The sequence below is a fragment of the Brevibacillus nitrificans genome, from assembly GCF_003710965.1.
In the GTDB taxonomy this organism is placed as follows: domain Bacteria; phylum Bacillota; class Bacilli; order Brevibacillales; family Brevibacillaceae; genus Brevibacillus; species Brevibacillus centrosporus.
Window position 1 is genome coordinate 141,377 of record NZ_RHHU01000017.1, and the last position, 12,386, is coordinate 153,762.

At 50.9% G+C, this 12,386-nt stretch carries 12 protein-coding genes, 1 tRNA gene and 1 riboswitch; of the genes, 6 read left to right on the forward strand and 7 right to left on the reverse strand.

The window, feature by feature from the left end:
• The first annotated feature begins 74 nt into the window (after positions 1-74).
• Positions 75-176: riboswitch (purine riboswitch) on the forward strand.
• A 273-nt stretch (positions 177-449) separates the two neighbouring features.
• The 3 genes from EDM59_RS23930 (at position 450) to EDM59_RS23940 (ending at position 3,648) form a co-directional block, all read left to right on the forward strand.
• Positions 450-1,040, forward strand: coding sequence for a xanthine phosphoribosyltransferase (locus tag EDM59_RS23930; protein WP_092274649.1), 591 nt, complete (start codon positions 450-452; stop codon positions 1,038-1,040).
• A 33-nt stretch (positions 1,041-1,073) separates the two neighbouring features.
• On the forward strand, positions 1,074-2,381 hold the full coding sequence (locus EDM59_RS23935) for a nucleobase:cation symporter-2 family protein (protein ID WP_122925914.1): 1,308 nt from the start codon (positions 1,074-1,076) through the stop codon (positions 2,379-2,381).
• Between the two features lie 172 nt (positions 2,382-2,553).
• Positions 2,554-3,648, forward strand: coding sequence for a chymotrypsin family serine protease (locus EDM59_RS23940; protein WP_122925915.1), 1,095 nt, complete (start codon positions 2,554-2,556; stop codon positions 3,646-3,648).
• A 39-nt stretch (positions 3,649-3,687) separates the two neighbouring features.
• Here EDM59_RS23940 and EDM59_RS23945 read toward each other — a convergent pair whose 3' ends face one another.
• From EDM59_RS23945 to EDM59_RS23955, 3 genes are all read right to left on the reverse strand, one after another.
• Positions 3,688-5,409 (reverse strand): protoglobin domain-containing protein, encoded by a 1,722-nt coding sequence (locus EDM59_RS23945; protein ID WP_122925916.1) that lies wholly within the window; start codon positions 5,407-5,409, stop codon positions 3,688-3,690.
• A 165-nt stretch (positions 5,410-5,574) separates the two neighbouring features.
• The gene (gene fosB / locus EDM59_RS23950) at positions 5,575-6,003 is read right to left on the reverse strand and encodes a metallothiol transferase FosB (RefSeq protein WP_122925917.1); all 429 of its coding nucleotides are present in this window, start codon (positions 6,001-6,003) and stop codon (positions 5,575-5,577) included.
• 141 nt (positions 6,004-6,144) lie between these two features.
• A complete protein-coding gene (locus tag EDM59_RS23955; protein WP_122925918.1) occupies positions 6,145-6,375 on the reverse strand; it encodes a hypothetical protein in 231 nt (76 codons plus the stop codon).
• 138 nt (positions 6,376-6,513) lie between these two features.
• Here EDM59_RS23955 and EDM59_RS23960 point away from each other — a divergent pair, with 138 nt between their 5' ends.
• From EDM59_RS23960 to EDM59_RS23970, 3 genes are all read left to right on the forward strand, one after another.
• The gene (locus EDM59_RS23960; protein WP_122925919.1) at positions 6,514-6,987 is read left to right on the forward strand and encodes a hypothetical protein; all 474 of its coding nucleotides are present in this window, start codon (positions 6,514-6,516) and stop codon (positions 6,985-6,987) included.
• Positions 6,988-7,237: 250 nt separating this feature from the next.
• Positions 7,238-7,320 (forward strand) — tRNA-Leu (locus EDM59_RS23965).
• 253 nt (positions 7,321-7,573) lie between these two features.
• Entirely contained in the window at positions 7,574-8,101 is a 528-nt protein-coding gene (locus EDM59_RS23970; RefSeq protein ID WP_122925920.1) for a type 1 glutamine amidotransferase domain-containing protein, read from the forward strand.
• A gap of 65 nt (positions 8,102-8,166) precedes the next feature.
• Here the strand turns inward: EDM59_RS23970 and EDM59_RS31195 are convergent, their stop codons facing one another.
• The 4 genes from EDM59_RS31195 to EDM59_RS23985 are packed head-to-tail and all read right to left on the reverse strand — an operon-like array spanning position 8,167 to position 12,219.
• Positions 8,167-8,319 (reverse strand): hypothetical protein, encoded by a 153-nt coding sequence (locus tag EDM59_RS31195; protein ID WP_183193025.1) that lies wholly within the window; start codon positions 8,317-8,319, stop codon positions 8,167-8,169.
• Between the two features lie 6 nt (positions 8,320-8,325).
• A complete protein-coding gene (locus EDM59_RS23975; protein ID WP_122925921.1) occupies positions 8,326-9,546 on the reverse strand; it encodes a Ger(x)C family spore germination protein in 1,221 nt (406 codons plus the stop codon).
• The gene (locus tag EDM59_RS23980; protein ID WP_122925922.1) at positions 9,539-10,645 is read right to left on the reverse strand and encodes a GerAB/ArcD/ProY family transporter; all 1,107 of its coding nucleotides are present in this window, start codon (positions 10,643-10,645) and stop codon (positions 9,539-9,541) included. The genes EDM59_RS23975 and EDM59_RS23980 overlap by 8 nt, the downstream gene beginning before the upstream one ends.
• The gene (locus tag EDM59_RS23985) at positions 10,642-12,219 is read right to left on the reverse strand and encodes a spore germination protein (RefSeq protein WP_122925923.1); all 1,578 of its coding nucleotides are present in this window, start codon (positions 12,217-12,219) and stop codon (positions 10,642-10,644) included. Before EDM59_RS23985 ends, EDM59_RS23980 begins: the two co-directional genes overlap by 4 nt.
• Positions 12,220-12,386: the final 167 nt, after the last annotated feature.

The following is a 12,386-nucleotide window of genomic DNA, read 5'->3' on the forward strand; positions in this document are numbered from 1 at the left end:
GCTTGAGCGGCGGAAGTAGCTTTCAAAAATTAACGCTTGCCCGTAGGCTGCCTGATATGATAGATTGGTCAATATCCAAAAAGCATATGCAAGCTCGTATAATTTTGGGAATAAGGCCCAACAGTTTCTACCGGGTGACCGTAAATCGCCTGACTACGAGTGAGAGAACGTCACGATTCTTTTCTATTCAGGCTTCTTGCTGATAAAAAGAATTTGATTTGGTGACGTCCGCGCTTTGAATAGCGTGCTGTACCCTGGCGAAACAAGCCCAGAGGGGACAGATTTCACTTGGAGTTGGTATTTACGTTACTGCCACCCTGTGATCTGTTCACTCTGGGCTTTCCTTATACAGGAAGAATAGGTGCAGCTAAGACTCCGCCACAAAAGCTTGGCGGAGCCAAGTTTTCTAATGGTTTCAGGCGGTTGTTATTCGTGGAGGAGGAACATAGATGAAAGAACTGCAAGAGCGCATTATTCGTGACGGTAAGGTATTGTCTGCATCCGTATTGAAAGTGGATGCCTTTTTGAATCATCAGGTCGATCCGCAGCTGACCATGAACATTGGGAAACGATTTGCGGAGCTGTTTGCGGATGAAAAGGTGACCAAAGTCGTGACGATTGAGGCAAGTGGCATTCACTTCGCCTTGGCAACATCGTTTGCACTAGGCGTACCGTTTATTTACGCGAAAAAGAAAAAGGCGGTTACCTTGACCGAGGAGGTTTACTCGGCTCCCGTTCACTCGTTCACCAGACAGGAAACGTATCAAATCAGCGTGTCCAAGCAGTATTTGCAGGCAGAGGATCGCGTCTTGATCGTCGATGATTTCCTGGCGACAGGTGCCGCACTCGTAGGACTTACCCAGATTGTGAAAGACGCAGGCGCACATCTCGTGGGTATCGGTGCAGTCATCGAGAAAAGCTTTCAGGAAGGCCGCGGATTGCTCGAAAAAGAGGGCATTCGCATTGAGTCTTTGGCACGCATCGAATCCATGTCTCCGGAACATATTCATTTCATCGAACCAGCTGCAACACGCGTGTAAAACAAATAGATAGAGGGGAAGAGAAACAATCGTATGTTATCCAAACAAAAAGTGATAACTTTGGGCTTGCAGCACGTCTTGGCCATGTATGCGGGAGCAGTCGTTGTGCCTTTGATCATCGGAGGAGCTCTTCATCTGACTCCGGCGCAAATCGCTTATTTGATCGCAGCTGACTTGTTTACCTGCGGGATCGCTACCCTGCTGCAGGTACTCGGTACGAAATACACGGGGATTCGCCTGCCGGTTGTCCTGGGCTGTACGTTCACAGCGGTAGGACCGATCATTGCGATCGCTTCGCAGACCAATCTCGCAACCGCGTATGGCGCCATTATTATATCCGGTATTTTTGTGGTTTTGGCAGCTCCTTTATTCGGTAAGCTGCTTCGCTTCTTCCCAACGGTTGTACAGGGCTCGGTCGTTACGATTATCGGTCTTTCCCTGATTCCCGTCGCGATGAACAACGTAGCTGGCGGTCAAGGCATGCCAGACTTTGGAGCTCCGCGCAATCTGCTTCTGGCATTGGGCACACTTGCTATTATTCTTCTCATCAATCGTCTGTGTACAGGATTTATCCGTGCGATTTCCGTTTTGCTGGGCTTGATTGCCGGTACGGTTGTCGCGTATTTTATGGGGATGGTCAGCTTCGCCAATGTGGCGACGGCCTCCTGGTTTAGCATCGTAGAGCCTTTCTATTTCGGTACACCACAGTTTAGCATCGTCGCGATCATTACCATGATTCTGGTAAACATCATCAGCATGGCGGAGTCCACAGGCGTGTATTTTGCCCTCGGGAAAGTGACGAACAAAGACGTAAGCAAAGAGGATGTCGTAAAAGGCTTGCGCGGGGAAGGGATCGCCATTATGCTGGGTGGTATTTTCAACGCATTCCCATATACGGCCTTCTCTCAAAACGTAGGGCTGGTAAGCTTGACTGGCATCAAGTCTCGTGACGTGATGATCGGTGCAGGTGGAATCCTGGTCGTTCTCGGTCTTTTGCCAAAGCTGGCTGCTCTGACGACGGTGGTTCCGAACGCCGTATTGGGTGGTGCGATGGTAGCGATGTTCGGGATGGTAGTCGCATCCGGTATCAACATCCTGTCTCAGGTAGACTTGCGTCAAAACGAAAACCTGCTGATTGCTGCCTGCAGTATCGCAGTAGGCTTGGGCTCAGCTGCTGTTCCTAGCATGTTTGACCAGCTGCCTGACATGGCAAAAATGCTGCTGCAAAACGGGATCGTAACAGGCTCTTTGACTGCTGTTATTCTGAATATCCTGCTGGTTCATACGAATAAAAAGTTGCAGCCATCCGTTGAGGAAAAAGCTGTACAGGAAGCTTCCTAAGCAAGCACGAGAAATAGAAAACCGCCAGGCTCTCAAAAGGGCTTGGCGTTTTTTTTGGCGTTTCGTGGGATTTCTATGAAAAAAGGCGAGCAAGCCTGTGTCAGCTGTCCAAGGAAAGCGGTCAAGTTTCGCATACGATGAGGAAACAGACATCGCGGAAGGAAGGGATTCCATGGCTACTTTTCGAGAAGCATTGCGAGCCAAGCAGAAACTAGTGCAAGCATGGAAGAAAATGCCGGGCGTCATAGGCATTGGCGTTGGTTTTGAGAAGGGGACTAAGAAAAAGGGCGGGCACTGCATCGTCTTGTATACCGCAAATGCAAGTGCGACAGTTGCGAAGCGCTGTCCGAAGTATGTCCATGTGAAGAAGCATCTTGCAAAGGGGCTTGCCAAAGTGTCAGTGCGTACCATCGCTTCGGGGCGCTGCTGCTGCCACCGAAACGCTCGCCCAGCTGCCGCAGGAGTGTATCGCCGCAGAATCCGTCCTGTCGTCGCCGGCTACAGCGTAGGATACCCTGGCATATCCGGGACAGCGGGTCTCATCGTCTCGCCGGCAGCCCGGCGAGCCCGGCGGTATCTGCTTAGCAACAACCACGTGCTCAACAGGAACAATACCAGTGGTTATACCGAAACGATTCAACCGGGAGGGGCGGATGGTGGACGATCCGGGATCAGTCGAATCGGAAGGCTGTACAGATTTGTCCGGCTTCGTAAAAACGCGAACAACTATTTGGATGCTGCCCTGTCCATCCCCACGTCCAATCGTCTGCTCGCTCCCCATTATGCGACAGTGGGGGCCGTCAGAGGACATGTGGCGAGCTATGCAGTAGGAGCCAGGTTCAAAAAAGTGGGCCGTACGACAGGCCGGGTTAGTGGCGTGGTAGAGTCGATTCATACAGACATTGATGTTGATTACGGTTCTGCTGGCGGTCTGGGTGTCATCCGTTTTCGCAACCAGACCGTCATCCGGGGCCAAAGAGCAATCTCCTTGCCAGGTGACTCCGGATCGGTATGGCTTACCTCGGGGAACTATGCGGCGGCCGTCAACTTCGCAGGCTCAGAGGATGGCAGACTCTCCATCTCGTTTCCCGTGCATTGGGCGATGCAGGCATTCGGAGTCCGCGTCGCAAGGGCGAATGGCAGCATCGGACAGCTCCGCAGGGCAGCGGCAGGGCGCAGGAGGCGTGCAGGGTATACCCGTCCTTTGACAGCGGCCCAGCTGCGCCAGATCATCATAAAAAAGGCAGCGACGAGGCGAATTGGCTAAAAAAAGAGGCGACAGTAACTGCTGACAAAGCCTCTCGGGTTAGCGAATAGACTTTGCCAGGTCATCGAGCTTTTGCAGGACGAGCGCGGAGATGTCCTCCAGTGACAAAAAGGCTGCTTCGGCTTCCTGCTGTCTTCCTGCGTGAACCAGCTGATAAATCTCCCGAACGATTTCATGGAACCGGCGATGCGGCTCCTCCAGCTGCTGGAAGGCAGGCAAGGAAGAAATGCTTGGATTCCCTTTGACTTCCCTGTACCACGTGCCCAAACGGCATTGCTGATGGTCGACCAGGTCTTTTTCTTCGATGTGGTGATAGCCGAGCATGAAGTTGTACAGCCACCATTTCCACAGCAGATGATCCGTTTTGACGATCCGCAGATAGTGCTTGGCTTTGAGCTGAGCTGTCTGGCTGACACTCATTTTGTGCAAGCTGTTGATCGCGGCTCCGATGTCGTACACATTTTGGCCTGCATGAGCGACGTTTTCCGCGATGAGCTCCATATTGTGCTGAACCTGAGAGATGCGGTGGAAAATGTCGCTGGTGGCAGCCGACTGCTCCTGCGCGATCGAGGCGATGTGTCCAGTGGAACGGCCGACGTTTTCTATGTTGCCGACGATTTCCCCGAGCAGCTCGATGGCATCCCGCGTTTGACTGACTTTCTGGGTGACGTGGTCGCTCATCTGATCAGCGGACTGACTGACTTCATGTGCCTCGGTCTGGACATCGCGCATGGTGGCGGTTATGCTTTGCGCGGATTGCTTGGTCTGCTCCGCCAGCTTGCGCACTTCTTCAGCGACGACGGCAAAGCCGCGGCCATGCTCTCCTGCACGAGCGGCTTCGATGGAAGCGTTGAGGGCGAGGAGATTGGTCTGATCAGCCACGCTGCGGATGACCTGTACGACCTGCGAGACATTCTCAATGGAAGTCATCAGGTGAGCGATCTTGGTCTTCATTTCATAAAACTCATCGGCCATGGACAGGAAACTGCTCAAGGAAGCTTGGATGATTTCTTTGCCAGCCATCGCCTGCTCCATCGTGGTGGTAGCGTTTTCAGCAACATGCTGGGCAGAGTGAGCTACCCTTTGGACGGATTCGGACAGCTGCTCCGAGGCATTTTGCACCGTGCTGGCTTCCTTCGTTGTTGTCTCGACTGTATCGAGGACGTGCTTGATCTTGTCGATTTGCATAACGAGCTCGAGGACGTGTCCCAGACGGTCGATGACTTTGTAGTCGTTTTCTTCCTGATACGATTGCAAGACGATCTGGGAATCCAGGGTGAGCAGTTTGATCAGGGACAAAATGACATGCGAAAGCTCCTGAGGACGTGAGGAGTAGGCTTGGACGATGGCGGGAATCATATACTCGTATATACGTAAATAGGAGCCTGTGTACCATTCGGGAGTCAGACCGATCCGGCTGTGAACCTCACCGATTTTCTCGCGGCCGACGACAAAGGCATCATCCATTTGACTGGCAGGCAGTGACTGCAGGTGACGGCGGAAAGAGGCAGAAAGGCGCTCAATCGTCGAATTGGCTTCGAGAATGTGCATCAGGTTGGAGAACTCTTTCAGCATCTCATAATGCCGATCGGTGATCGCATCCAAATGCTCGTGGAGCAGCGGATCCAGCTTCCGGATTCGCTCCATATCCTCCTGGTTGATTTGCAAAAATTTGAGCTTACCCTCTAATGTTTCCGTCATCGGTATATCGCTTTCCTGAATCGGCATGGCTTGTACTTGTACGGCTCGCTTACCAAACATTTCGATACCTCCGTCTATTCATAAAGCACGACCTATTCGCGAAATGAATAGGTCGTTGATGACTTCATTATATCATTTGCCCAAATTGCAGAGGGAGGGCGAGGAGGCCAGATCTATTAGGAAATTGTGAAATGTTTGTAAAGAAGAACATAAGTTCAACCTATCCTATTCAAAAAAAGTCATATGATCCTTTTCCTGTCGATAATATCCAAGCCGATCCTGGAGTGTACCTGTATGCAGCTCGAATTTGTGTCCATCAGGATCGGTAAAGTAAATGGAGCGTTTGTCACGCACGTCGCGTTCTCGGCCAGGCAAGATGGAGACATCGTTTTTTTGGAGGTGCTCAAGCCAGGAATCAAAAGTCTCCTCCGCGATCGAAAAGGCGAGGTGAGTGTAGGACTGATGGATCTCCTGACGAGGAATGTCCACCTCTTCATTCAGAGCCAGCCAATATCCATTCCAATCGAAATAAGCCAGCTTTCTCCCGCGGACGAGTGGTTTGGCTCCCAACACATCGCGATAAAAGACAAAAGACCGTTCCAGATCGGACACGGAAAAAAGGAAATGATTAATCCCAGACGGTTGAAGCAACATGATCTCCTCCCAATCATCCCCATGCGGGTTTGTAAGCCCATTTTACGAGAGGGAGAGAGATTTGACCAGTAGAGCAGGAAGGCAAATCCAGACAAGGGAAGTCCCCATCATCGGATTTGCCCACTGCCGGTAAGGAAGGTCTTACTTGGATTGTTGTTGCTGTTGTTGCTGCTGCTGCGTTTGGATGGTGGATTGCACCTGGGACACCATGGTTTGCGCCTGGGCGATTTCCTGAGAAGCTTGTTTGAGGGCTTCTTCCGCGAGCTGCGGGTTTGCAGCAGATTGCTGGATGGCTTGGTTGATCATCGTTTTCGCGAGTTCAGTAGAAACTTCGGCTTTTTTCAGGGAGTCCGTATTGATTTGGCTTGGCATGCTTGTTCCTCCTCGAAGTGATGTTGGCAGAGCACCACAATAATTTGTCCGCTCTCCATGTCGAATATGTATGCAGGGCAGAAGCCCAACCGCTTGCGCTTCCGTCTGCATACCCTTGATAGGAGGGAGGAATGCGGGATGAAAAAGAAATGGGTGCAAGCGGTGAGAAATACAGAGCGAGCTTTTTTTACCATCGTGCTCTCCGCCCAAAAACGAGTAGGCAACCGCGGGAGAATACTGCCTCCGCGTTTTTCATCGATCGCAAAAATTCGCCGGTTTCTGCAAAAAAGCATGACACCCTGCCTGGCGAGCCGCGTGATCAGAAATCTGGATTTACGCCGGATCAACGGTCGATTGGCAGTGCCGGTAGGGGATACGATCGGAGCTCCACCTATTGTAAAAACACAGCTGCTTTCACGGTGTGGATCGAATGTCACGTTAGCTGTTTGGTTTGCCTTTGATCCGAGCGACCGTTTTTTTCGCGTGTACCAGCTGCGAAAAAGAGCAGATGGAAGCTGGATCGTCGTAGGGCGTCATCCTCTTGACTACCCGTTTAGCTTGCCCGGACGTGAGCGGACGCCGTTGGCAGGATGCTGTGCCCGGTGCATGTGAGGAAAGAAAGAGGGAGTCGAAGGCACGAAAAAGGGCATCGAAATAGCTGCCAGCGCTTTGTGTCGGGGTCTCCCTCTCTTCATTTCTGTAAGAAAAATCCGGTATTGATTTTGGCTCCATTTGCCTGTATAGTAATGAAGTGTTGACGGTGCGAAATTTGTCGAAATTTAGGGAATGATACAGCTTGGTAGAGCTCTTTGCTTGGACAGCCTGTTTTCCCGACCAGATGAAACCGTCGATTTCATGATTGGCCGGTATGGCGGAATTGGCAGACGCGCGCGACTCAAAATCGTGAGGGAAACCGTGGGGGTTCAAGTCCCTCTACCGGCACCAGCTATCTATACATAGTGCTTTTCTTACGTAAGGTGGGAAACAGAGTGTAAAACCTGTTTCTCACTTTTTTCATTGTATAGAAATTTATAAGCGTTTACGTTGATGAATTCCGGAGCGCATGAATAGCCTTCCATTTAAACGCGGTCGCTCCTCCTAGAACAGGCATCGCTAGAGTTTTCTTATGATTTTGGGCTCGTATAAGGGTATCTAGGCTCCAGTCCTGCTACAATGAGAGAAAAAGGAGGCTGATCTTGTGAGACTTTCTGGAAAACGTATCGTCTGCTATGTGGAGCATGAATTTGAAGATCTCGAGCTGTGGTACCCCGTTCTTCGATTGCGTGAAGAAGGGGCTGTCGTCGATCTCGTAGGGCCACAGGCGAATCATACCTATAAAGGAAAATACGGCGTCCCTTGTGTATCGGATAAGTCCATTCACGAAGTGCACGCGGTGGATTACGATGGCGTTCTGGTTCCTGGCGGCTGGGCCCCCGACAAGCTGCGCCGCTATCCGGAGATTCTCACCTTTCTGCAGGAGATGGACCAGGTGAAAAAGCCGATCGGGCACATTTGCCATGCTGGCTGGGTCCTGGTATCCGCCAAAATTCTCCAAGGTGTGAAGACGACGTCCACTCCCGGAATCAAGGATGACATGGAGAACGCCGGGGCGATTTGGGTAGACGAAGAGGTAGTTGTTGACGGGCACATCATCGGCTCCAGACGTCCACCAGACCTGCCGGCTTATGCGAAGGCATTTGCGGATGTCCTCGCAGGGGAGTATTGAACAGGATGGAACTTACCATCCAACCATATCGTTGCAAGCAAAAGCTCACCCCAAAGGTGAGCTTTTTACGATTTGGTCTGTCCCTTTTTCTTCCAGGGGGGATCGCCGAGTTCATGAATTTTTGTATTGATTTTCAAAAAGAGAAAGGGGATCAGAAACGAGAGAATGACACCCGTAAAAGTCAGGTAAGGGGGCAGCAGTCCTAATAAATACTTCAATGAAAATCACCTTCCAAGTTCGGCGCGATTGATCCCGCCAATGTTTCGGATGTACACTTGAGCGACCACTTTAATCTCGGATTTTTCGTACAAACGCTTGCCCTTTTCCCAATCGTTCTTGATATCTTTCCATAGATTCTTGTGGTATTGCTTCAGATGGCTGCCCAATCCGATGACGTCTACAGGAAGCTGCTTGTGCACTTTGGTAATCGTATCCCGGCATAGGCGTTCAATCTCGTTGGCGAATGCCAGCTGAAGCTTTTCCATCACCTCTTTGTTGAGCAGATCAATCTGGTCAAAGGACTCCATGATCGCCCCTTCGCATTCGATCTGATAGGTGAATTTCAAGTGCTCCTTGTTTCGTGTATCCGCGACGATGCTCCTTTTTGCCCCCGTAATGCTCAGGACGCCCAAATCCTCTTTAAATTTGGCTTTCAAGAGGCCTCCTTTTATTTGGTTGATCAGGAAATTAAGGCCTTCCGTTTCTTCCTCGCCCAAGAATCCCACCATAATATGATCGCTATTGAAAAGAGCGGCGCCAGCTATCTTTACTTCCTGTTTTTCCGCCGTGATACGAGGCAGGGTAAAGCTGAACTGATTGAGGAGCTGCTCGTGTACATCTCCGATCCGCATGACAGGCAGCATACGTGCCGTTTTGTCGTTGTTTTCTCCGATGGAATTGATGTACAGGGAAGGGAGCTTCTCTGTTTTCGGCTTCACTTCGATGACATTTTTGGCATCTCCCTTGGAAATAAAGACCTTGGTGCTGCGGCGTGCATCGGGATCGCGAAGCAGCACATCGATGGCGTTGCCAAAGCCGTTTTTCGAGCGGGCGATTTCCTCGGAAAAGATGATGATCTTTAGATGCTGGTAAAAAGGAGTTCTGCTCGTACGGGTTGCAAATTCGCGCGATACCTCAAACAGGGAGTCACCCTCCGAGACGATGTTGAGATACGCTTCGTTCGTGGTGTTTTGACCGGTGGACTGACCACCAGCTACGAGTCCTCCGGGAATGACCATCTGGTTGGTAACCAGGAAACGCTGCTTTCCCTTTGGCTTTTCGGGCGCTTCTTGTTCCGCTTGCTCCTCTGCATTCTCGTTGCGGGGGGCATCTACGGCTACACCTACCACAAAGCCGCGCTCTTCAATCTGTACCTGATCCCAGCACCCACTGACCAAAATCGTGGACAGAAGCATGCTCACATAGAGACGTAATTTTTTACCCATTGCCCTTCACCCCGCGGAAAAAAGCAATGATCAATAAACAGATCGGTATCAGATAGACAATAATGAGACCGAAATAAGTCAGCTTGTCTCCAAACGAAAAGAAGTCGATCAGGTTCTGTGGTAGCATCGCAATAAAGTAAATGATCGGCGAGAGGATCAGGATCCAGACCATCTTGCCTACCTTTTTGAACATGGAAGTCAGATTGAGGACGGTAATATCCAGCCACATCGCGCTGGTATTGAAAATAGTCATGATCCAGATTGTAAAAAAGATAGACTCGACGCGTTCGAAAAAGCCGCCGGGAACCTCTACCTCTTTGGCCAGCTCGATCGTCGGAAACGTTAAGTTTTTCGCCACCTCTGCAGAGAACACAGCGATCACAAATACGTAAATCGTCATGTACAGAACAACAGGAATGAGCAGTCCCAAAAACACAGACTTGCCTGCTTCCTCCGGGCGTTTCATGAGCATCGTATAGAAAAGAATGATCTCAAATCCGGAATAGGAAAGTCCGACATCCTTGGAGCCCTGCAAAAGGGATCTCCAGCTCGAAGAAAAGTACGGACGAACGTTTTCGATTTCGATGAGAGGCTGGGCAAACACCAGTACTACCACAATGACGTACAAAACGACGGGCAGAAACAAGAGGTTCAGGCGGAGCAGAGCAACGCGTGAGCCTGCTACGGCATACTGCACCACCAGCAAAAAGCTCAGGGTGATCATCTCTACTGGCGTGTTGTAAAACAAATATTGCTTGGCGATAGTACCAATCGCACGCACCTCAAAAGAGACAAACAGCATCGTGTAGATGCAAATCAGGATGGTTAAGACGTAGCCGACCGGCTTGCTGGCAATCAGGGACGTGTATTCAAAAAAGGATTGCCTGGGAAAGCGAGCGGCAAGCTTGGCAAGCAGCCAGCCGATCAGGAAGGCGACGGCACCACTGATCACGACAGAAATCCAACCATCAAAGGCTCCCGTCGCTTTAGCCAAGGTGCGTGGGAATGTCAGGATACCCACTCCGATGGTTACGGAGGCGATGTTGATTCCCATGTGGTTTTTGCTGATCAGCTTTTCGGCTAATGTTTGAGCGCTCATGATGGATCCCCTGTTCTCATGCGAGTTTCATCTTGTGTATGCAGTGATTTTGGTCGTTTTCTCAAGAAGGTGATAGGCGCGCGAAGAACCAGGTCCTTCCAGTCCCGTGGCATCTGCGGGGCAAAAGGCGATAAGTACGGATAGCCGATGCTCGTCAGGTTGGACAGATGAATCATGATGACAATGAAGCTGAGAATGACGCCATATACTCCGAAAACAGCGGCAGCGAACATCGCGAAGAAACGAATCATCCGAAAGGCCATCGCCAGCTGATAAGAGGGGATGGCAAACGATGCGATCGCGGTGAGCGCGACGACGATGACCATGACCGGGCTGACAATCCCGGCAGACACGGCGGCATCCCCGATGACGAGACCTCCTACAATGCCGACGGTCTGCCCCAGCGGTTTCGGCAGGCGTAGTCCCGCTTCTTGCAGCAGCTCCATCGTGGTAACCATCAGGATGGCTTCGAGAAAGGCAGGAAAGGGGACACCGTCTCGAGTCGCGGCAATGGAAAAAGCTAAGTCAGACGGGATCAAGCCAGGATGAAAGGTAACGAGAGCGATGTAGAACGATGGTGAAAAGACAGCCAAAAAAGAGGCGATGTAACGAAGCAACCGAGCCAGCGTGCCGACAATCCATCTTTCGTAGTAATCCTCGGGGGAGTGGAGGAGCAATCCGAAGGTAACGGGCAAAATCAGCACGACGGGGGTGCCATCCACCAAAATCGCGATCCGTCCCTGAAAGAGAGCAGCAGCTACTTTGTCGGGGCGCTCTGTACTGTGAATTTGCGGAAATGGGGATAAGAAATCATCCTCGATCCACTGCTCAATGAATCCGGACTCTTCTACTTCATCGATGTCGATCGTGGCGAGTCTGCGCTTGACCTCATCCAGCAGCTCTTTGTCCACGATGTTGTCGATGTAGGCGACAACGAGATCCGTTTTACTTCGTTCCCCCACGATTGATCCATCGAACCGCAAATGATAGTCTTTGACTCTTCTGCGAATTCGTACCGTATTGTCCCGGATGCTCTCTGTAAAGCCATCACGCGGTCCACGAACGAGACCTTCTGCCGCGGGCTCTTCCACAGCTCTCGTAGCCCAGCCTTTGCTGTCGATGACGATGACCTGATTGGTGCCGTCGATCAGTAACGCGGTATCGCCTGATAGGACACAATCGAGCATCGACTGGAAATCAGATTCTTTTTTTATTTCAATGACGGACAAGACTTCCTCGAATAAAAGGGAGAGGATCTCCTCGGGGTCGTCGGGTACCGTTTTTTCCGCTGTAGAAATCATCAACTGGATGTTGGCCAGGATTTGTTCGTGTACCATGTCGCTGTTGGCCAAGCCGTCAATGCAGACGACAGCGCAGGAATGGTGGGTATTTCCAATGAAAAAGGAGCGCGTTAAGAGATCGTGTGAATTGCCCAGCAAGGTTTTGATGGTGTCTAAGTTCTCCTGCAAATTCGAAGACAAGGAGAGAGAAATGGGCTGTGCTGCCTGTTGCCTGGGCAGCTCGGATGAGGAAGCTTTCTGCCTGCGATGCTGTGCTAGTATTCTGCGCAACATGAGAGTTCCCCCCGTCAAAAAAAGCGAATAACATGTTAGAGCGATTTTTTCCAAAAGAAGGGGAAAGTATGCGGATGAAAGTTCCACTCGAAACTTTCGCACAAATAATTGAACAACCGCATCAGGTATGGTACATTCGGCATGGTAGAATAGAGAGGTAGTAGAGA